We start from the raw sequence: 21,652 nt of genomic DNA on the forward strand, positions 1-21,652 counted from the left end.
CACTTTGAAAAAGATTGAAGCTGTATTTTTAACAGATTTAATTAAAAATTCAAGTACTTCCAAATATGATATTAAAATAATGGAAACAGTTAATGGAACATTACTTGGTTTTCATCAATGGACAAATGGTAAACAAACCGTGGCTGGATTTGAGATTACTCGTGTCGATAGCGATACTAGCTACTATTTTCTATTCATCGATTGGCACCGCAATGACAACTATTATTTAGTCATATACCTGCATAATAAATCCACCACAGCAGCTGAACTGAGGGTCATCGAAGAAATTGAAGGAATCCCGCATATCGTGTGGATGTACAATCCTTTAAAACGTGACGGGAAAAACGATCAAAGAAAAGCCTATTTCAAGCAAATGTTTGGTTCAAGAAAGGTACATATCGAATTTCCTGCCTCCACTTTAGACATTGAAAGATTCTTTGACCAACTATTTAGACTCTGCCAAAATCGTATAAAAGCAGATAAGGTAGTCGAAGTATTTGATTTTGAAAAATGAAGTGTAAAAAAAATCGGGAGGCACCTGCCTTCCGATTTTATAAAACCTTACTCAAGAAGGCTTTTGTTCTCTCTTCTTTTGGATGATCAAATAATTCATTTGGATTATTTTCTTCGACAATTAATCCGCCATCCATAAATATTACGCGATCCCCTACTTCCTTTGCAAAACCCATTTCATGGGTGACGACCACCATGGTCATCCCCTCTTTAGCGAGTTGTTTCATGACCTCTAGAACCTCTCCAACCATTTCAGGGTCAAGCGCTGAGGTTGGTTCATCAAACAGCATAATCTTCGGTTCCATGGCGAGTGCTCTGGCAATCGCAACACGCTGCTTTTGCCCGCCTGATAAGGAATCAGGATACGCCTCAGCCTTATCCTCTAATCCTACTTTTCTTAGAAGCTCTAAACCTTTTTTTCTTGCCTGCTCTGCAGATATATTTCTAACCTTCATTGGGGCGAGCATAATATTTTCGATGACCTTTTTATGTGGGAATAGATTAAACTGCTGAAAAACCATCCCCACTTCCGTCCTTACTTTATTGATGTCTGTCTTTTTGTCGGTAATATCCGTTCCTTCAATATAAACATGTCCATCCGTAATCGTCTCTAAAAGATTTATACAGCGCAGGAATGTAGATTTACCTGAACCGGATGGACCAATCACCACTACCACCTCTTGCGGTTTAACGGTTACATTAATATCCTTAAGGACAACATTTGTTCCAAATGATTTTTTTAATTTTTTCACTTCGATCATTCTGTTGCCAACCTCCTTTCAAGACGGCTTAATAAGTAGCTTAAAGAAAGGGTTAATACAAGGTAAATAAGTGCCGCTGTGATATATGGCTCCCATACGCGGAAATATTGACCTTGCATCGCTTGTCCCCAATACATGAGCTCTGGAGCTGCGACGATTGAAGCAAGTGATGATTCTTTAATCAAGACAATAAATTCATTACCTAGTGGTGGAATCATTCGTTTAGACGCTTGTGGAAGGATAACATAACGCATAGCTTGTACATGTGTCATGCCGAGAGAGCGGGCCGCTTCCATTTGCCCCTTATCAATCGATTGGATTCCTGCACGAAAGATTTCGGCAATGTATGCTGCAGAATTTAATGACAGCGTCAGAATCGTTGCAGCAATAGCATTCGTTCCTCCAGTAAACAGTGGTACTACCGCAAAATGAATTAACATAATCTGTACCAGCATTGGTGTACCACGGAAAATAGTGATATAAATACCAAACGGCAAGGATAAGTATTTATTTTTCATCATTTTCCCTAATCCGATAAACAATCCAAGGACTGTCCCTAATAAAATACCAGCTAACGATAGTCCAATTGTCAGCAGCGTCCCCTTTAGAAAAAAGGGTGCGTATTCTGCTAAAATATCCCACTGAATATCCATAAATACTCCTCCTAATGATACATTGCATCTCTGTTAAATTATGTAAGACTAGGTATAAAACCAAAAATTGCGTAACTTCTAGTTTTCAAGAGTTACGCAATTTTCATGATTATTGTTGGTCTTTTAGTAGTTGTATGTCTGGATCTACCTTAAACCATTCATTGTAAATTTTTGCATATGTTCCGTTATCGAATACTTCGTTTAGCGCTTTATCAAAATCAGCTTTTAACTTGCTTCCCTTTGGAAACATTAATCCGTAGAACTCTTGAGCAAAGGCATCCACATCTTTAATAACTACAAATTTGTCGTTTGGATTATTTTTTACATATTCTTCAATAACGGTGTTATCCGCAACAACTGCATCGGCACCGCCATTCTTAAGTTCTAAAATGGCTAAGTTATTATTTTTAAACTTTTTAATTTGGCTGCTGTTTTTACCAAGTAATCCTTCAACAGCTTCCTGACCTGTAGTTGCATTTTGAACTGCGACGGTTTTATCTTTCAAATCTTCAGCACTCTTAATATCGCTGCCTTCTGGAACAAGAATCATATTAGTAGATAAGAAGTATGGTACAGAAAAATCATACGTTTTCTTTCTATCATCATTAATGGTAATAGACGAAATACCAATATCAGCAATTTTTTTCTCTAATTCTACAAATAATGGATCCCAGCCTGTGTGAGCAATATCAATTTCGTATCCTGCTTCTTTAGCAACCGCTTTAATTAAATCAATATCAAATCCTACAATTTCACCCTTATCCTGATACTCAAATGGTGCATAGGCTGCGTCTGTTACAACGCGGAGTGTTTTCTTTTCTTCACCAGAATCCGAGCCATTCCCACTTGTTTCACTTGAGCCGCAAGCGGTTAGAATTAACATAAAAGCCATGACCATAAACGTTACTAAATATTTTGCCTTCTTCATTTTTGACCCCCAAATATTTTTTTAATAAACCAATCTTTGAAACATTTAAAATTTTTAGAATATAAGTGATTATAACTTTTTTTGTTGACTTATTCAATATTTTATTGGCAAAACTTTATTAGTTTACTATTTTAATTCGGTAAAAAAGTAATATAAAAATAGTATTAAAAAGATAATTGTCTTACTCAATTGATTTTTCATTATTGGCCGTGCATTTTTCTAGGCACCTGCCCACACTCCCCGCAGATGACTACATAATCTATATGGTATTAATTTAAAAAAGGGAGAGTTGCCCAATGTATCCTTATGGCTATTATCAAGTACCACCAACACAGTATGACTACAATTCATATGAACAGTTCGATCCGTATGCCCAACAAGACCAGTATGACCCGTATGATCCAGATAGACAACCACAACAACTGGAGCGCAGAGTCACTCGACTAGAAAGAGAAAATGAGCGTCAGCAAAGGGAAATCAATCAACTTCAACGAAGACTTCAACGAGTTAATCAACGCCTGCGTCAAGTGGAAAGACGTTTCAACTTCCCATTCACACCATTCGATGGCGAATATTAAAAAGTATGTATGAACCAGGCAGTTAACGCCTGGTTTTTTTAAATTGTGAGATTTCCTCATACAAACGCAAAAATCTTGTCAGTTTTTCTAACACAAATCCTGACAAATTCAAATTATTTAGTTAACTTTTAGGATACATACTGTTTAGATAAGGGGAGATTGCGATGTATAGGACGAATGATATTGAATTAGCTGAAAAGATTCTTCAGCTAGATAAACAAAGGGATGAATTGTATGAAGAGCTTATGATAAAACTAGGCTCACGTGCACATGAGCTGATTAGAGCACTTCAAAATCGATAATCAGGGAGGGAAGGAGCATGACAAATCGATTGCGTAAAGGAGTCGAAACACTTAAACTATTTTACATTAATAGATTAATTGAATCTGGTCTTTATAACGCTGCTGATGATGATCTACATTCCCTCACTTTAAGTGAACTACAAAATATTTTCAAAAAGACATTCCCCCCAAAAAATAAACTAAACAACTGAATTACCAAGTACTGAAATCCAATCAATGTAAGGAAAATTAACATAAATTATGGTATATATCCTATTCACAGTAGAGCGTGGTGAGATCAAAAATGGCGAATGATTCTTCTTATAAAGATAAAAAGGTGATTACGATTGGGATTGTAAGGGACCTAACCGGTCTTTCAGAGCGGCAAATACGGTATTATGAGGAACGTAAATTAATTTTCCCAGAAAGATCCCCTGGCGGGAGCAGAAAATATTCCTTTGCAGACGTTGAGTTATTAGTAGAAATTGCCAACAAAATTGAAGATGGCGTTCAAACTCATGAAATTAGAAAAGAAATGCTTCGAGCTCAGAAAAAGCAAAATCAGAATGATGTTACACGAAAGATGATACAAGGACAATTGAATGCACAATTCGGTTTACGAAAAGGACCATCTTCTTAATCTAGAGGATGGATTTTTTTGTTAAGCTGTGTTAATGGGGCCTGTTGATTTCCGCTCCACTAAGGAAAGCTTCTTTGAATAATCATCGCAGTGACAGGCGGTCTTTGCCTGTCACTAGGCACTTCGCTTTCCGCGAGCGTGCCGGGGAGCCTCCTCGGCGCTTAAGCGCCTGTGGGGTCTCCCCAGCCCCGTACTCCCGCAGGACATTGAATTTCTTCCTCGAATCCGCCCACGCACGAAGAAAATGCGATAGCATTTCCGAGGAGTCTTCGTGCCTTCCGCTCCAATCAACAGGGTGCAAAATCAACAATTAGCTTAAACACAGCCTTGTGTTAAAACTCCACATAAACACCGGTAATCTTCCTTTCCCCCTTCCAAATACTCATGAAAACTTTACATTTTTTACTTAGCCTTTCAAAAACTATGTTAGGAAACCTTACACGTTTGTAGAATCCACTTCAAATCCATGTAAAAATACAAATACATCGAATGTTAAGAAAATTAACATGAACTTGAGGGGGAGAAATAATGGATACTTTATTCTTAATGAACAGTCTATGGGTAATGGTTGGGGCAGTACTTGTCATCCTTATGATGGGAGGTTTCATTCTTCTAGAAACAGGATCAACGCGAATGAAAAATGCAGGCCATATTGCAGGAAAAACGATACTTACGTTTGGCATCTCTTCTATCGTATTTTGGGCAGTAGGTTATGGTTTAATATTCGGAGAAGGGAACCCACTCATTGGACTATCAGACTTCTTCTATTCAGGATATGACATAGAAGGCTTAGCACTTTCCGGCCCCGTATTCGTTTTATTCCAATTAGCTTTTGCTGGAATTTCATTAACTATTGCATTTGGCGGCTTTGCAGAACGAGCAAAATTAGGAGCATACCTTGTATTTGCTGTACTTTTCTCCATTATCGTTTATCCGCCAATCGCTCACTGGATTTGGGGCGGCGGCTGGTTAGCAGAACATGGGAAACAAGATTTTGCAGGTTCGACTGTTGTTCACTTAACAGGAGCGATGGCAGCTTTCGCGGCTACTTTAATCCTAAAACCTCGTATTGGAAAATACAATAAAGATGGTTCAGCAAATAATCTTGCAGGACACAACCAAGTATTTACAGCCTTAAGCGTATTACTCTTATGGGTTGGGTGGTTTGGATTTAACGCAGGAAGTACTGTTTCTGTTGACGGCGCATTCTTTGGTTTCGTAGCACTAAATACAAACTTAGCTGCTGGTGCCGGCGTCATCGCAGCAATGATTATCTCTTGGATTGTAATGGGTAAAGCAGATGTTCCAATGATGTTAAATGGTGCCTTAGCAGGTTTAGTAGCAATCACAGCCTCCTGTGCATTTGTTGATACATGGGCTGCAGTTCTAATTGGTTTTATTGCAGGTTTCCTAGTATTTTATAGCATTCGATTCTTTGAAAGCAAAGGAATTGACGATCCAATCGCAGCATTGTCTGTACACGGTGCAGCAGGGATTTGGGGAACATTATCAACAGGTTTTTTTGCAACACCAGAATTAGCAACAGTCGGAGAGCCAGGGTTGTTTTACGGAGGCGGCTTACACCAACTTGGAGTTCAGGCATTAGGAGTTGTAAGCAGTGGTGCTTTTGCTTTCATCGTCTCCTTTATCCTATTAACCATTATGAAGGCCGTTATGAATGGCTTGCGCGTTACAGAAGAAGAAGAAATTATCGGTCTTGACATGAGTGAGCATGGAAGCTATGGTTACCCTGAAATGGTAAAGACAGAAAAAGCCATAATTAGTTCTGATTCAAAGCTAAATGCCTAATAAAAAGCCTCCATCCCCTTTCATGGGGGATGGAATTATATTTTTTGAAAAGGAGGCAGCTTAATGGATGACCGGCTACTTAGAGATTAGAAGGTTCCGTGATGACCAAATCATTTGGGTTTCTCGCAATCATTTACAGTTAAATCTGCTTCATGATGAAATCATCCATCGCGTCATTTCTGTTTCAGTTAAACAAACGGAAAGAAAATACGGCTCCCTTCCCTGCCCCTTCACCTTTTTTATGATGGGCAGTGCTGGACGGTTTGAGCAATCCGTATGGAGCGATCAGGATCACGGCATTATTTATCAACACCAAGGGAAAGCAATAAACGATTATTTTTTGGCATTAGGGAAAGAAATCTCACAAGGTCTCAAGCTTGCTGGATATGAGTATTGTGATGGCGATGTTATGGCAAGTAATCCTTTATGGTGTAAATCACTTTCTGAATGGAGGCAGCAATTAGTAAATTGGTCCAACAATTCCAACTGGGAATGTATCCGCCATTTATTGATCTTTATTGATGGACGTTCCCTTTACGGTGACGCAAGCCTTCTAGAAAACTTAAAAATAGAAGTATATCAGACTATCCATAAAGAGAACCTTTTTAAAAAAGTGCTTAATAATACGCTATACCTAAAAAAAGGAATTGGTGTACTAGGTCAAATACTTGTGGAAACACACGGACCACATACAGGATCCTTAAATATAAAAGAAAAAGCGCTCTTTCCATATGTAAACGCAGTTCGTTTATTGGCTATTAAAGGGAATATCCTTGAAACCTCTACACTTTTAAGGCTGGAAAAGCTGTCACAAGTTGAACTCCCTTCTATTATGAGAGAATTATATAAACAACAGTTCTTAAAATTACTAAACTTTCGTCTATCACTATCAAAACGAGACAATTATGAAAATAGCCACTATCTGCCCATCTCCACTCTCTCAAAAACGCAAAGAGAAGAAGTAAAAGAAATACTGAAAAATGGAGCGTCACTGTACCGTTATGTAAGGAAATTAATAGAAAAGGAGGATTACTAATGGGAATGAATGATATGATTCAATTTTTCAGACAGATGTCTGGCAGACTTGGTTCCAATATTTATGCCGGTGTGCAAGGGCAAACCAATATGCAGAATATTTCTTTCATCCGACAGCTGCAAAAAGAAATGAAAGAAAACAACTGCCTCGACACACCACTAAAGGAATTACAGGTTGTTGTATTTGATTTAGAAACTACTGGTTTCTATCCTGAAAAAGGAGATCGAGTCATCTCAATCGGCGCGATCAAAATGACCGGCCACCAACTATTGAAAACAGAAACTTTTTATTCCCTGGTACATTCTCCACAAACTATTTCAGACGAAATATCCACCTTAACCAATATTACCAATGAGGAATTACAGTCTGCACCTTTTGTATCCGAAGTGTTATTGGAATTTTACAAATTCGTTAAGAATCATACACTTGTGGCCCACCACGCCAAGCATGAACAGTCTTTTATGCAAAAACTAACATGGGATTTATTAAAAACTAGATTCGAACACAGAATTATTGATACCTCCTTCTTACTGCGCTTATCCAATCCTCTGATTAAATCCATTCCACTAGAAGAGGCTTGCGAGCAATGTGGAATCGAAGTAATCAATCGGCACCATGCCCTAGAGGATGCGAAACTGACAGCACATATTTGGAGTCATTATTTACTGCTTGCCCAGTCCATGGGTTATAAAAATCTTCGTGAAGTATATGAATATCTTGCGAAAATTAGATAGAAGCAAAAGTGAAAAACAAATATAGTAATAAACTAATGTTCGTTCGTTTCGTATGGTTTGAGCATAGTTACCCAAGCTGTTTTTTAAGTTGACAATAGTAGAATCCCCGTATGAAATTGCCTCATTTCACTCTTCTTTTTCAACCTCAAAAAAAATTTTTTTAATATTTTTATTTCCCTCCAACCTTAATCTGACAAGAATGAAAACGCTAACAATATTTTTGATTTATTTGAATTGTCAGATTTTTGTGTTGACCAAGATTTAGATTGGGTGTAAGATTACTGAAAATATATTTTGTATTAAATATTCTAACAAATGAACATACCTTCAAATCATCCTCACAATTAGGAGATAAGGCATGGGAATTTTTTTACAACAGGTTTTAATTATCTAAAGCGTTGTATGACTAAAAGGAGTGGTTAGGTTGGGAAGTCAATGGATATTCCTTGGCGGAGAGTTCGTCAAGAAAGAGGATGCTGTAGTTTCAGTTTTTGACCATGGATTTTTATATGGAGATGGAGTATTTGAAGGCATTCGTGTTTATAGCGGAAACGTCTTTAGACTCGATGCCCACCTAAAAAGACTGTTCGAATCAGCACAATCCATTATGTTGAAAATTCCTTATACACAGGAAGAAATGACACAATTAATTGTGGATACGATCAGAAAAAATGAATTAGACAGCGCCTATATTCGTGTTGTTGTTTCACGAGGTAAAGGAAATCTCGGACTGGACCCTTCCTCCTGCCCAATGCCAAACGTCATTATTATAGCTGAACAATTAGCTTTATATCCGAAAGAATTTTATGAGCGGGGAATCAAAATTGCTTCAGTAGCGAGCAGACGAAATCGTCCGGATGTACTAAGTCCACAAGTAAAATCACTTAACTATTTAAATAATATTCTTGTTAAATTAGAAGCCAATCAGGCTGGCGTACAAGAAGCTTTAATGCTCAATGATCAAGGATATGTAACAGAAGGTTCCGCTGACAATATCTTCATTGTAAAAAATGGAGTTATTTATACCCCTCCTGTTTACTTGGGGGCATTAGAAGGTATTACCCGCAACGCTATTATTGATGTTGCAAAAGCGAAAGGTTATGAGGTTAGAGAATCTCCATTCACCCGGCACGATGTTTATGTCGCTGATGAAGTGTTCCTAACCGGTACCGCTGTTGAAGTCATTGCTGTTATTTCAGTCGATGGCCGAGAAATTAGCGGCGGTAAACCAGGAAACGTTACAAACGACCTTTTAGAAGAATTTAGAAAAATCGTAACAACAGACGGAGTGGCTTGTTACCCTGAATCAGCAAACCACGCCATTGTCAGTTAGGAGATAAAAAATGCGAAGCGATATGATTAAAAAGGGGATTGACCGTGCTCCCCACCGCAGCCTATTATACGCAACTGGGGTAACTGTTAGGGACTTAGATAAACCATTTATCGGTGTCTGTAACTCATTTATTGAAATTATCCCTGGACATAAACATCTTAATCGTTTCGGTGAGATTGTGAAAGAAGCGATTCGTGAAGCTGGCGGAATACCTTTTGAATTTAACACGATCGGTGTTGATGATGGAATTGCAATGGGCCATATTGGAATGCGTTACTCGCTTCCAAGCCGTGAAATTATCGCTGATAGTGCAGAAACTGTCATTAATGCCCATTGGTTCGACGGCGTCTTCTATATTCCGAACTGCGACAAAATCACACCTGGAATGTTAATGGCAGCAGCTAGAACCAATGTCCCTTCTGTTTTTGTATCAGGAGGTCCCATGGAAGCAGGAGTTTCTCCAACCACTGGAAAGAATCTTTCTCTTACTTCCGTATTTGAGGGCGTTGGTGCATACCATAGTGGTTCAATGACTGAGCAACAATTACTGGAGATTGAAACCAATGCTTGTCCTACCTGCGGCTCATGCTCAGGAATGTTCACAGCAAACTCGATGAATTGTCTAATGGAAGTATTAGGGATGACAGTTCCAGGTAACGGAACGATTGTCGCAACTTCAGAAGAAAGACATGAACTGATTCGCCAAGCCGCAAGACATCTTGTTGAATTAGTAAAAAATGATATTCGTCCACGCGACATTATCACAAGAGAAGCGATTGACAACGCATTTGCTTTAGATATGGCTATGGGGGGATCAACGAACACTGTTCTACATACCCTTGCCATCGCTCATGAAGCAGGTATTGATTATGATTTACGAGATATTAACAAAATTGCTGAAAAAGTCCCATATTTGGCCAAAATTATGCCTGCGTCTGATTATTCTATGGAAGATATTCATCATGCTGGCGGAGTTAGTGCAATTATTAATGAGCTTTATAAAGTTGAAGGAGCACTCCATAAGGACTGCTTAACCATTACTGGAAAAACCCTTCAAGAAAATGTGAAGGATGCAGCAATAACGAATGAGAATGTCATCCGGACCAAAGACAATCCATATAGTCCTGTTGGTGGACTATCCATCCTATATGGAAATATTGCTCCAGATGGCAGTGTAATCAAAGTCGGTGCAGTTGACCCATCAATTCAAACCTTCCTTGGTGAAGCAATCGTTTTTGAATCTCAGGAAGAAGCACAAGAAAATATAAATAATGGTACTGTTCAGGCAGGACACGTTGTCGTTATACGATACGAAGGTCCAAAAGGCGGTCCAGGAATGCCAGAAATGCTTGCCCCTACGTCCGCTATTATGGGTCGTGGATTAGGTAAAGAAGTTGCACTTATCACGGATGGCCGCTTCTCAGGTGCCAGTCGCGGAATTTCAATTGGACACATATCACCTGAGGCCGCTGAAGGCGGACCTATTGCTCTAATTGAAAATGGTGACAAAATCCTCATCGATCTGCCTGCTCGTTCCATTGAATTGCTTGTGGATGACGAAGTTTTAGCAGAACGAAGACGCTTATGGCAAAAGCCAGAGCCAAAAATCAAAACCGGCTACCTAGCCAAATATGCAAAGTTGGTAACATCCGCCAATACTGGCGGGATAATGAAAATATAAATAAGAATTATCAGTTGCTGTCGCTTTAACCTACTCAGGGTTTAGGCTCCCTATTAATCGCCGAGGTTAAAGACATTTCAGTTGATTTGAAAAATTTATAGAAAAAATCGATGACGGGAATAAAGGAATAAGAAAATGTATTTTCAGAGAGCTGGGGTTGCTGGAAGCCCAGTAATACACCTTATTCCGACATCATCCCTGAGTATTGAGCTGAACAGTCCTACCTTATTAGGCTCAATCAGGTGTTCTTATAGGGCACCTGTTACCAAAAGAAGCGGTTATGATTCTTTTACCGCTTCAAAAGGCAGTATTCGTGAGGATGCTGTAAAACCGGGTGGTACCGAGAAATGGAAGGCCATTTCTCCCCGAAATATTCTGCTGTTATCTTTGTAACCTGCAGTTTATTCGGAGAGAAAATGGCCTTTTTTATTATACAGGTACGATATCTATACCGGTTCACTTTTTAAAGATTTGAACATTCACAAGGAGGGAATACGAGGTGAAAGTAGAAGCAAAGCCGGATTTCCAAACAAGTACGGCACCTAAAACTGGTGCAGACCTGCTCATTGACTTATTAATTAATGAAGGTGTTGATACGCTTTTTGGGTATCCGGGTGGTGCCGTTCTGCCAATATATGACGCGATTTATCGTGCGAGAGGCACCATTAAGCACGTCCTCTTCCGTCACGAGCAAGGAAGCATTCATGCTGCTGAGGGTTATGCACGTATAACAGGAAAACCCGGGGTTGTAATAGCGACTTCTGGTCCTGGTGCCACCAACCTAGTGACTGGAATTACCGACGCAATGATGGATTCCTTACCTCTAGTGATTTTCACTGGTCAGGTAGCAAGAGGTGTGATTGGAACCGACGCATTTCAGGAAGCCGATGTCATGGCGATTACCACACCTATCACAAAACATAATTATCAGGTGCAAAACATTGGCGACTTACCACGGATTGTAAAAGAAGCCTTTCATATTGCATCAACAGGCCGTCCAGGTCCGGTGTTAATCGATATTCCAAAGGATATCTCGGCAGGAGAATTATTAGAGATACCTGAAGAAGGAACGATCCACCTGCCTGGTTACCAGCCAACGACGAAGCCAAATCCGCTGCAAATCAAAAAACTTGCTGACGCGATTGCAAAGTCAAAAAAGCCGGTTATTCTCGCCGGTGCTGGTATTCTTCACGGAAAAGCTTCTACAGAGTTAACAGCTTTTGCTGAAAAGCACAAGATTCCAGTCGTAACCACTCTTCTTGGTCTTGGAACTTTCCCAGCAAACAATCCTCTCTCTCTAGGGATGGGTGGTATGCATGGAACATATGCAGCTAACATGGCAATGTATGAATCTGATTTACTAATCAATATCGGCGCTCGCTTTGATGATCGTCTAACAGGCAATTTAAAGCACTTCGCTCCAACTGCGAAAGTGGCACATATTGATATCGATCCTGCTGAGATTGGCAAAAATGTTCCAACAAATATTCCAATTGTTTCTGATTCAAAGGAAGCTTTGACTGAATTAATCAATCAGACAGCAGCAACACCCGAAAATGAAGAATGGTTAGAAACACTAAATAAGTATAAAGAAGAATTCCCATTATGGTATAAACACAGTCCAAATGGAATGTCTCCACAATGGCTGATTGAAGCTATTCATAAAGTAACCAATGGGGAAGCTGTTGTTACGACGGACGTTGGCCAGCACCAAATGTGGGCTGCTCAGTATTACAACTTTGAAAAACCGCATCGCTGGGTTACATCCGGTGGACTTGGAACGATGGGCTTTGGCTTCCCTGCAGCAATTGGAGCACAAATGGCTTCTCCAGGAAGCACTGTAGTAGCCATTGTTGGTGACGCTGGTTTCCAAATGACCTTGCAAGAGTTATCTGTAATCTATGAACAGAACCTGCCTGTAAAGATCATCATTGTCAATAACGGTGCCCTAGGTATGGTTCGACAATGGCAGGAATTATTACATGGTAACCGCATTTCAGAGTCCATCCTTCATTCGCAGCCTGATTTTGTGAAGCTGGCAGAAAGCTATCATATCAGAGGGTTAAAGATTGAAAGCCAAGAAGAATTAATCACCAAGCTTCCTGAAGTGTTTGCTTATGACGGTCCTGTTTTAATGGACTGCCGAGTGCTCCAGCAGGAAAAAGTATTCCCAATGATTGCTCCTGGCAAAGGTATACATGAAATGATTGGGGTGAAACCATCATGAAACGGATTATATCCTTAACCGTTCAGGACCGAAGTGGTGTTTTAAATCGAGTCACGGGTCTTTTGCAAAGACGGCAATTTAATATTTCAAGCATCTCAGTCGGGCCAACTGAAACCGAAGGCATTTCAAAAATGACCTTGGTGGTTGAAGTCGAAGATGAGCAGCGCCTTGAACAAGTTACCAAACAACTAAACAAGCAAATTGATGTGTTAAAAGTTTCAGATATTACAGATAAGGCGATTGTCGCACGTGAACTGGCTTTAATTAAAGTAGCAGGCAGCTCACAGCTCCGCAGTGAAATTAACGGGATCATTGACCCTTTCCGTGCCTTGATCATTGACGTTAGTAAAGATAGCTTAACGATACAGATTACAGGCCGGCCAGACAAAATTGACGCGTTGATTGACTTACTTCGCCCATATGGAATTAAAGAGATTGCTAGAACAGGACTAACCGCTTTCTTACGCGGACATCAACCACAGGTTAACGAGTTAACTACCTACTCTCAAATAAAATAAACATTTTCGAAGGGATGATTATAATGGCAAAAGTATTATATAACGGAGATATTCAAGAGGCAGTATTACAAGGAAAGAAGATCGCAGTAATCGGTTATGGATCACAAGGTCATGCACATGCATTAAACCTTAAAGAAAGCGGATTTGACGTTGTTGTTGGTTTAAGAGAAGGAAAATCATGGGATAAAGCGGTTGAAGATGGTGTTGAAGTAACATCTGTTGCAGAAGCAACTCGTCAAGCAGATGTTGTAATGGTTTTACTTCCAGATGAAATGCAGCCTAAAGTATACGAAGAAAGCATCAAACCAAACCTTGAAGCTGGGAATGCACTAGTATTTGCCCATGGTTTCAACGTTCATTTCACACAAATCGTACCTCCAGCTGATGTTGACGTATTCCTAGTTGCACCTAAAGGACCAGGACATTTAGTTCGACGCACTTATACAGAAGGCGCTGGTGTTCCAGCACTATACGCAGTTTACCAAGACTACACTGGCCAAGCGCGTGACTTAGCTCTAGCTTATGCTAAAGGTGTCGGTTCTGCTCGTGCAGGTGTATTGGAAACTTCTTTCCAAGAAGAAACAGAAACCGATTTATTCGGAGAACAGGCAGTTCTTTGCGGCGGTACTACTGCCTTAATCAAAGCTGGTTTCGAAACTCTAGTAGAAGCTGGTTATCAACCTGAAGTTGCATACTTTGAGTGTTTACACGAATTAAAATTAATCGTTGACCTTCTATATGAAGGAGGATTAGAAAACATGCGTTATTCTATCTCTGACACAGCTCAATGGGGAGATTTCGTTTCTGGACCACGTGTTGTTAACGAAGATACAAAAGCCCGCATGAAAGATGTGTTAACAGATATCCAAACTGGTGCATTTGCGAAGGGCTGGATCTTGGAGAACCAAGCAAACCGTCCACAATTTAACGCAATCAACCGCAGCGAAAACAATCACCAAATTGAGGTTGTCGGCCGTGAGCTTCGTGAATTAATGCCATTTATTAAAAAACCTGTAAACCAAAAGAAAGAAGCTGTGGTAAATGGTTCACGTTAACATCTTTGATACGACACTGCGTGATGGTGAACAATCTCCTGGTGTAAATTTAAACCAGCTTGAAAAACTGGAAATCGCTAGACAACTAGAAAAGTTTGGCGTTGATATTATGGAGGCCGGGTTTCCGGCTTCCTCCCAAGGGGATTTCGAGGCAGTAAGAGCAATTGCCCGGAGTATTAAAAACAGTTCTGTGACTGGCCTGGCAAGAGCAACCAAATCGGACATTGACATTGCGTGGGACGCGTTAAAGGATGCTGCAGAACCAAGGTTGCATGTTTTCCTTGCTACCTCCCCTATTCATATGAAATATAAATTGTTCAAAACACCTGAGGAAGTCATTCAAACCTCTGTCGATATGGTGGCATATGCAAAACAAAGATTCCCTCATATCGAATGGTCTGCTGAAGACGCATCTCGTTCAGATCTTGATTTTCTTGTCAAAATCATTACGAAGGTTATCGACGCAGGAGCAACTGTCATTAACCTCCCTGATACGGTAGGGTATGCCACTCCAGCAGAATATGGTTACATGTTCCGTTATATTCGAGAAAACGTTCCAAATATCCATAAGGCCTCATTATCCTGTCATTGCCATGATGATTTAGGAATGGCTGTTGCCAATACACTAGCAGCCATTGAAAATGGAGTTACCCAGGTCGAGGGAACAATTAACGGTATTGGAGAGCGTGCCGGGAACGCCTCACTAGAGGAAGTCGCAGTAGCACTAAATATTAGAAAAGATAAATACCCTTATACCACGAATCTTGTTTTAAAAGAAATCAAGCGCACAAGCGACCTTGTCAGCCGCTTTACAGGAATGATTGTTCCCGGTAATAAGGCTGTAGTAGGAAAAAATGCTTTTGCTCATGAGTCTGGTATTCATCAGGATGGTGTATTAAAAAATACCTTAACCTATGAGATTATCACTCCTGAGATGGTTGGTATTCAATCAAATGATTTAGTTCTTGGTAAGCATTCAGGACGTCATGCATTTAAGGATAAAATTGAAAATATGGGCTTCACCTTATCAGCTGAAAAGCTTCAAGAAGCATTTACAGCTTTTAAACAGCTCACCGATCGTAAAAAAGAAGTTACCGATGAAGATTTGTTCACCATTTTAACAGACATCCAAACAGCCGTCGCGGATATTAAAAAATATGAGCTAGTGGCTTTCCAGGTTCATTATGGTTCAGCCAACCTCCCTACTGCTACAGTTGCACTGAACACGCCAGAAGGTGTTCGAGTAGAAACGGCACGTACAGGTTCAGGAAGTGTTGAAGCTCTAATGAATACCTTAGAAGCTCTAATTAAAGAAGAAATTCATCTTACTGATTATAAATTAAATTCCGTTGGTCAAGGGCGTGACGCATTAGCTGAAGTACATGTTAAAATGACGGTTGATGGTACACAAGTAAGTGGCCGCGGATCAGCTCAGGACGTATTAGAAGCTTCTGCTAAAGCGTTCTTAAATACTGTAAACCGTGTATTATTCAACACAAAAGCTGTTGCTCAAGCTCAAGCTGAACTAGCTCAAGCATAAAAACCTTTCCTAAGGCGATATAAAAAATGACGAGGAGGTTGCTTCGAATGAAAAAACGTATTGTATTACTACCTGGTGATGGGATTGGCAAGGAAGTTATTAATTCTGCACAAGATGTATTGAACGCTATTGCTGAAGAATTTAACCACAGTTTTACCTTCGAAACCCATGAAATCGGAGGGGCAGCCATTGACCTTTACGGAACTCCCCTGCCGGAAACAACAGTCGACGCCTGTAAGCAGGCGGATGCAGTATTATTAGGTGCGGTTGGCGGCCCAAAATGGGATAACAACCCCTCCCATTTACGCCCTGAAAGAGGATTACTCGGTATTCGTAAGGCACTAGATTTATATGCAAATTTAAGACCGATCAAAGGCTTTAAAAATTTGCTTCATGCTTCTCCATTAAAAGAAGAGGTTGTGGCAGGCAGTGACTTATTGATTGTCCGTGAACTAACAGGCGGTATTTACTTTGGTACTCCAAGTGAACGCCGTGACAACGGTCAAACTGTCGTTGATACACTTGCTTATACTCGTAAAGAGATTGAAAGAATCGTAGACAAAGCCTTTCAAGCAGCACAAGGACGGAGTGGACACCTTACTTCTGTTGATAAAGCAAACGTATTGGAATCCAGTAAAATGTGGCGCGAAATTGTAGAAGAGAAAAAAGCTCAGTATCCAGACGTGGTTGTTGAGCATGTATTGGTTGACGCCGCTGCAATGAAATTGATTACAAATCCTACTAAGTTTGATGTCATTGTGACAGAGAACATGTTTGGTGACATTCTTAGTGATGAAGCCTCTGTTTTAACAGGATCACTTGGAATGCTAGCTTCCGCGTCCTTGAGCGAAGATGGTGTTGGTTTATATGAACCAGTTCATGGCTCAGCACCAGACATTGCCGGCAAAGGGATTGCCAATCCATCTGCAATGATTTTATCAGCTGCATTAATGCTGCGTTACTCTTTCCAACTAAATGATGAGGCAACATTAATTGAAGATGCTGTTCAGTCCGTGTTGGACAGTGGATTCCACACAGCCGACCTTCATATTCCTGGAGGAAGACAAGTGGGCACAGAGGAAATGACTCGTCTAATTGTTGATTATATTAAGTCCCAAAACGCATCAAAATGTATCATGAGCTGTTACGTATAATTGGTTGCAGCTGGGCTCATCAGTCCAGCTGCTTCTCCCTATCTAGGAACCTATTTTTGATGAACTATCACTGAAATATGTTCAGAATCGGAGTTATATATGAATTTAAAAAAACGGGGCGACATCCCTCTTTTACAAAATCTATAAACGTGAGGAAGGACACTATGCAAAAACCAAAAAATATAATTCAAAAAGTTTGGGAGCAGCATGTTGTATATCAAGAAGCAGGAAAACCTGATTTACTTTATATCGATTTGCACCTAGTTCATGAAGTAACCTCTCCTCAAGCATTCGAAGGATTACGAATGAACGGCCGAAAAGTGCGCCGCCCAGATTTAACATATGCGACAATGGATCACAACGTTTCCACACGTGATCGAAATGTAATCAAAGATCCTATCTCAAAGAAACAAATTGACACCTTAAAAGAGAACTGCCAGGAATTTGGCGTTGAACTTTCAGATCGTCAACACCCTGATAATGGGATCGTTCATGTAATCGGTCCTGAGCTTGGCCTTACACAGCCAGGAAAAACAATCGTCTGTGGGGATAGTCATACTTCTACACATGGTGCGTTTGGTGCCCTAGCGTTCGGAATTGGGACAAGTGAAGTGGAGCATGTCCTAGCAACACAAACACTTTGGCAAGCACCTCCTAAAACAATGAATGTGAAGGTAAATGGAAAGCTTGGAACAGGCGTAACAGCGAAGGATTTAATCCTAGCGATTATCGGTAAATTTGGGGTTCAATTTGGAACTGGTTATGTAATGGAATATACAGGTGAGGCAATCCGCTCCCTTTCAATGGAAGAACGTATGACTGTTTGTAATATGTCGATTGAGGCTGGTGCACGCGCAGGCTTGATTTCTCCTGATGAAACCACTTTTGAATACCTTAAAGGACGCAGGCATGTTCCTAAGGGTGAAGCATTCGAGAAAGCTGTAGCAAATTGGCGTGCGCTTGCCACTGATGAAGGTGCACAATACGACGCGGTGGTTGAAATTGAGGCTTCTGAAGTTGAACCGCAGGTTACATGGGGAACAAACCCGGGCATGTGTATCCCAATTACAGCTTCGGTTCCAAATCCGGATAATGAAGAAAAAGCGAATAAAAAAGATGAAATTTCTCGTGCCCTTCAATATATGGGACTTGAAGCAGGTCAGCCGATATCAAATGTCGAGATTGATCATGTCTTTATTGGATCTTGTACCAATTCACGGTTAAGTGATTTACGAAAAGCGGCGGATGTCGTTCGCGGTCACAAGGTTAATCCTAAGGTAAAAGCAATTGTAGTACCAGGATCTTTTAGCGTAAAATTGGCTGCTGAAAAAGAAGGCATCGACCAAATTTTCAAAGAAGCAGGCTTTGAATGGCGTGAAGCTGGCTGCAGTATGTGCTTGGCAATGAATGATGACATTGTTCCTCCAGGCGGACGCTGTGCCTCTACTTCCAACCGTAATTTTGAAGGCCGTCAAGGGAACGGATCTCGTACCCACCTTGTAAGTCCTGAAATGGCTGCTGCTGCTGCGGTTGCAGGTCACTTCGTCGATGTCCGCAAGTTCACTGCTCAGGAGGTATTATAATGGAACCATTACGCATTCATACAGGAATCGTTTGCCCATTAAATCGAAGTAATGTTGATACAGACCAGATTATTCCGAAGCAATTCCTAAAGAGGATTGAGCGAAGCGGCTTTGGACAATTTTTATTTTATCACTGGCGCTTTGATGATGATGGTAAACTGCGAAAGGATTTTTCAATGAATCATCCTAAGTATCAGGGAGCTTCTATTCTAGTAACAGGCGAAAACTTTGGCTGTGGATCTTCTCGTGAACATGCACCATGGGCGATTCAGGACTATGGCTTTAAAGTGGTTATTGCCCAAAGCTATGCAGATATTTTTAAAAATAACTGTGTGAAAAATGGTATCCTCACCATTCAGGCAAGTGAAGAACAGGTTCAAAGTATTATGCGTAATGCTGAGAATGAGGAGTACTCCCTTACTGTGAATCTAGAAGATCAAGTGGTTACCGATAATCAAGGGTTGGAGTTTACTTTTGATATTGCACCATATCCGAAAGAAATGCTGCTTAACGGCTGGGATGAAATTGGTGTAACTTTGAACTATGAAGATAAAATTTCACAATATGAACTTGCCAAATAAATAAATAAATAAAATGAGCTTGGACATCCAAGCTCATTTTCATTGTCTTGGAGCCAATAAGATCACCAAAACACCAATTAAACATATTCCTCCGCCAATCCAGTCATATAAATCTGGAGTCTTTTTATCGATGCCCCACCCCCACAAAAGCGAAAGTACAATGAATACTCCTCCGTAAGCGGCATAAACTCGTCCGAATGATGGAAAGGCCTGAAAGGTAGCTATCACGCCGTACAAAGCCAACACCACTCCTCCAATTAGTCCCAAGTAGGATGGCTTCCCTTCCCTCAGCCATTGCCAGATAAGATAACCCCCTCCTATCTCAGCTAAACCTGCAAGGATAAATAACATTGTTGCTTGTAACACTGTGTCCACGTCCTTTTGTTAAGTAGAAGCCTATATAAAAAAATCCATATGGTTCCCTAATACCTTGAAATTAGCCAACGGGGAATCAGACGCTCTGGTTCCCTTAATAAATAGATATCCGCCGTAAAACGGAAATCAGACGATTTATCTGAGTCCATTATAACTAAGGAACTGGTTAAATTCCTTCTTAAATAGTTCAGATTCCTCTAGAAATGGGTAATGATTGCTATGATTAAAAACAACTAGTTTTGAATACGGTATTAATTCATTCATTTCTAACGAGTATGTAAGTGGGCATTGTACATCATATTTTCCACACATAATTAAGGTTGGGGATGAAATGAGCTTTAATTTTTTCGTAACATCAAAAATTTGAATTTCGCGGTTAAAAAAATTCAACCGTGCTGCCGATATTTTCTTCCTAATATTTAAATTGAAGAGTTCATTAAATTTGTCTGGATCATTTAATGATAATTTTGTACGTTCACTGGAAAGCTCATGGCTCTTTTCTGATGATAAATGTACCTGTTTCAATAATTCCATCAGTTCTTGCATCCGTTTATATTTTGGATGATTTTTATTATAAATACAATCTGGAGAAAATGTAGTAAATTCTCTTGCAGCAGCTCCGACTATCACATTAAACTTCAAGCTGCTGGAAAAGTAAATTCCATAAACGATTCCTAACATTCCTCCAGTAGAGTGGCCTGCAAAACCCCATTTATCAAAACCTAATTCTTCACGAATCGCTTCTAAGTCAAATATGGTTTCCAGCATGCTAAGATGGTACGGTTCTACTGCCTTAGCTGAATTTCCTGCTTCACGTAAGTTAACTAAGTAAACTTGGTGTGTCTTCGTAAAGGATTCAGCAAAATAATCACCAGTCTCATTAAATTCGGAATAGTGGTGAGTTACACAAATAGGTTCTCCCTCACCTTTACTAAATACTTCAAACGTTCCACGAGAGGTTTCTACTAACCTCTGATTCCAACAGTTCATGTATAATACTCCTTATTTTCTTCAACCTATTTTAAAGTGATTTTTTATATCATCATTTTTCGTAACAATTAAAATTTTATCATGATAAACGGCAAATTTATTGAAGAAATTTGGTTTTCCTACCTCTTCAAAATACCTATTCCATTTAAACATTTTCAAAAAAATTTTCAGCGTGGGATTATAATTTGATTTCTCCACACCAAGCTTTTGTAAAACAAATCTCTTAATAATTCTATACGTTCTTATTGCGTAATTTGTATCTAAAAAGATGATTAGTTCCGCATTTTGAAAACTATTTTTCACCCAGTCTTCATTATGAACACCCTCCACAATCCAACCTTCAGAATGTATGATTGTATTCAAAAATACCTCTCTGTCATCCTCCGTTCTTCTTATATCACCAGATTTATGCCTTTTCCAAACAACATTATCCAATTCATAATAGGGAATTTGTAACTTTACTGACAGCTCTTTTGCTAAGGTTGTTTTGCCACTTCCAACCGAGCCGATTATATGTATTTTTCTAGGAACTCCTTTTTTCAAATAAATCCCTACTTTTTAATTTAATCTAAGTTCAACATTATTCTATTTATGAATCAATATCTCCTCCTACTTTTATAAGAAAATAAAGAATGAAAAAATGATTAGGGTTTGATAATAAGTATCAAAAAGGAGGGATTAC

Annotated in this window: 24 protein-coding genes; 18 read left to right on the forward strand and 6 right to left on the reverse strand. The window is 39.7% G+C overall.

What is annotated here, in order from left to right; genetic code table 11:
- Positions 1-4 precede the first annotated feature (4 nt).
- Positions 5-514, forward strand: coding sequence for a hypothetical protein (locus tag ACIQAA_RS05830; RefSeq protein WP_402616217.1), 510 nt, complete (start codon positions 5-7; stop codon positions 512-514).
- Between the two features lie 37 nt (positions 515-551).
- Here the strand turns inward: ACIQAA_RS05830 and ACIQAA_RS05835 are convergent, their stop codons facing one another.
- From ACIQAA_RS05835 to ACIQAA_RS05845, 3 genes are all read right to left on the reverse strand, one after another.
- Positions 552-1,274 (reverse strand): amino acid ABC transporter ATP-binding protein, encoded by a 723-nt coding sequence (locus ACIQAA_RS05835; protein WP_402616220.1) that lies wholly within the window; start codon positions 1,272-1,274, stop codon positions 552-554.
- Positions 1,271-1,927, reverse strand: a complete 657-nt coding sequence (locus ACIQAA_RS05840) for an amino acid ABC transporter permease (RefSeq protein ID WP_402616222.1) — start codon at positions 1,925-1,927, stop codon at positions 1,271-1,273. Before ACIQAA_RS05840 ends, ACIQAA_RS05835 begins: the two co-directional genes overlap by 4 nt.
- A gap of 109 nt (positions 1,928-2,036) precedes the next feature.
- Entirely contained in the window at positions 2,037-2,855 is an 819-nt protein-coding gene (locus ACIQAA_RS05845; protein ID WP_402616225.1) for a basic amino acid ABC transporter substrate-binding protein, read from the reverse strand.
- A gap of 296 nt (positions 2,856-3,151) precedes the next feature.
- On the opposite strand from ACIQAA_RS05845, the gene ACIQAA_RS05850 reads away from it, so the two are divergent.
- The 17 genes from ACIQAA_RS05850 to leuD all read left to right on the forward strand — a co-directional run bounded on the left by ACIQAA_RS05850 (position 3,152) and on the right by leuD (position 19,605).
- Positions 3,152-3,433, forward strand: a complete 282-nt coding sequence (locus ACIQAA_RS05850; RefSeq protein ID WP_402616228.1) for a hypothetical protein — start codon at positions 3,152-3,154, stop codon at positions 3,431-3,433.
- A 164-nt stretch (positions 3,434-3,597) separates the two neighbouring features.
- On the forward strand, positions 3,598-3,735 hold the full coding sequence (locus ACIQAA_RS05855; RefSeq protein WP_402616231.1) for a hypothetical protein: 138 nt from the start codon (positions 3,598-3,600) through the stop codon (positions 3,733-3,735).
- A 17-nt stretch (positions 3,736-3,752) separates the two neighbouring features.
- On the forward strand, positions 3,753-3,926 hold the full coding sequence (locus tag ACIQAA_RS05860) for a Fur-regulated basic protein FbpA (RefSeq protein ID WP_402616235.1): 174 nt from the start codon (positions 3,753-3,755) through the stop codon (positions 3,924-3,926).
- 92 nt (positions 3,927-4,018) lie between these two features.
- Complete coding sequence (locus ACIQAA_RS05865) at positions 4,019-4,354, forward strand: MerR family transcriptional regulator (protein ID WP_402616237.1); 336 nt, start codon at positions 4,019-4,021, stop codon at positions 4,352-4,354.
- A gap of 528 nt (positions 4,355-4,882) precedes the next feature.
- Complete coding sequence (locus ACIQAA_RS05870; RefSeq protein WP_402616240.1) at positions 4,883-6,163, forward strand: ammonium transporter; 1,281 nt, start codon at positions 4,883-4,885, stop codon at positions 6,161-6,163.
- A 67-nt stretch (positions 6,164-6,230) separates the two neighbouring features.
- Positions 6,231-7,199 (forward strand): DUF294 nucleotidyltransferase-like domain-containing protein, encoded by a 969-nt coding sequence (locus ACIQAA_RS05875; RefSeq protein ID WP_402616243.1) that lies wholly within the window; start codon positions 6,231-6,233, stop codon positions 7,197-7,199.
- Entirely contained in the window at positions 7,199-7,933 is a 735-nt protein-coding gene (locus ACIQAA_RS05880; RefSeq protein ID WP_402616246.1) for an exonuclease domain-containing protein, read from the forward strand. The genes ACIQAA_RS05875 and ACIQAA_RS05880 overlap by 1 nt, the downstream gene beginning before the upstream one ends.
- Positions 7,934-8,357: 424 nt before the next feature.
- Positions 8,358-9,266 (forward strand): branched-chain-amino-acid transaminase, encoded by a 909-nt coding sequence (ilvE, locus tag ACIQAA_RS05885; RefSeq protein ID WP_402616249.1) that lies wholly within the window; start codon positions 8,358-8,360, stop codon positions 9,264-9,266.
- 10 nt (positions 9,267-9,276) lie between these two features.
- Positions 9,277-10,947, forward strand: coding sequence for a dihydroxy-acid dehydratase (gene ilvD, locus ACIQAA_RS05890; protein ID WP_402616252.1), 1,671 nt, complete (start codon positions 9,277-9,279; stop codon positions 10,945-10,947).
- Between the two features lie 135 nt (positions 10,948-11,082).
- Positions 11,083-11,340 carry a hypothetical protein gene (locus tag ACIQAA_RS05895; RefSeq protein WP_402616254.1) on the forward strand — a complete coding sequence of 86 codons (258 nt, stop codon included), beginning with the start codon at positions 11,083-11,085 and terminating at the stop codon, positions 11,338-11,340.
- 106 nt (positions 11,341-11,446) lie between these two features.
- Positions 11,447-13,174, forward strand: coding sequence for an acetolactate synthase large subunit (ilvB, locus tag ACIQAA_RS05900; RefSeq protein ID WP_402616256.1), 1,728 nt, complete (start codon positions 11,447-11,449; stop codon positions 13,172-13,174).
- Positions 13,171-13,692, forward strand: coding sequence for an acetolactate synthase small subunit (gene ilvN / locus ACIQAA_RS05905; protein ID WP_034677413.1), 522 nt, complete (start codon positions 13,171-13,173; stop codon positions 13,690-13,692). Before ilvB ends, ilvN begins: the two co-directional genes overlap by 4 nt.
- Before the next feature lie 23 nt (positions 13,693-13,715).
- Positions 13,716-14,747, forward strand: coding sequence for a ketol-acid reductoisomerase (ilvC, locus tag ACIQAA_RS05910; protein ID WP_402616260.1), 1,032 nt, complete (start codon positions 13,716-13,718; stop codon positions 14,745-14,747).
- Positions 14,734-16,287, forward strand: a complete 1,554-nt coding sequence (locus ACIQAA_RS05915) for a 2-isopropylmalate synthase (RefSeq protein WP_402616262.1) — start codon at positions 14,734-14,736, stop codon at positions 16,285-16,287. Before ilvC ends, ACIQAA_RS05915 begins: the two co-directional genes overlap by 14 nt.
- Before the next feature lie 47 nt (positions 16,288-16,334).
- Entirely contained in the window at positions 16,335-17,441 is a 1,107-nt protein-coding gene (gene leuB, locus ACIQAA_RS05920; RefSeq protein ID WP_402616265.1) for a 3-isopropylmalate dehydrogenase, read from the forward strand.
- A gap of 164 nt (positions 17,442-17,605) precedes the next feature.
- Positions 17,606-19,024 carry a 3-isopropylmalate dehydratase large subunit gene (gene leuC / locus ACIQAA_RS05925; protein ID WP_402616268.1) on the forward strand — a complete coding sequence of 473 codons (1,419 nt, stop codon included), beginning with the start codon at positions 17,606-17,608 and terminating at the stop codon, positions 19,022-19,024.
- Positions 19,024-19,605, forward strand: a complete 582-nt coding sequence (gene leuD, locus ACIQAA_RS05930) for a 3-isopropylmalate dehydratase small subunit (RefSeq protein ID WP_402616271.1) — start codon at positions 19,024-19,026, stop codon at positions 19,603-19,605. Before leuC ends, leuD begins: the two co-directional genes overlap by 1 nt.
- Positions 19,606-19,644: 39 nt before the next feature.
- On the opposite strand, the gene ACIQAA_RS05935 is transcribed toward leuD, so the two are convergent.
- From ACIQAA_RS05935 to ACIQAA_RS05945, 3 genes are all read right to left on the reverse strand, one after another.
- Positions 19,645-19,980 carry a YnfA family protein gene (locus ACIQAA_RS05935; RefSeq protein ID WP_402616274.1) on the reverse strand — a complete coding sequence of 112 codons (336 nt, stop codon included), beginning with the start codon at positions 19,978-19,980 and terminating at the stop codon, positions 19,645-19,647.
- Positions 19,981-20,115: 135 nt separating this feature from the next.
- On the reverse strand, positions 20,116-20,970 hold the full coding sequence (locus ACIQAA_RS05940) for an alpha/beta fold hydrolase (protein ID WP_402616277.1): 855 nt from the start codon (positions 20,968-20,970) through the stop codon (positions 20,116-20,118).
- A 21-nt stretch (positions 20,971-20,991) separates the two neighbouring features.
- Positions 20,992-21,513 (reverse strand): P-loop NTPase family protein, encoded by a 522-nt coding sequence (locus tag ACIQAA_RS05945; RefSeq protein WP_402616280.1) that lies wholly within the window; start codon positions 21,511-21,513, stop codon positions 20,992-20,994.
- Positions 21,514-21,652: the final 139 nt, after the last annotated feature.

The sequence above is a fragment of the Neobacillus sp. NPDC093182 genome (assembly GCF_044754045.1).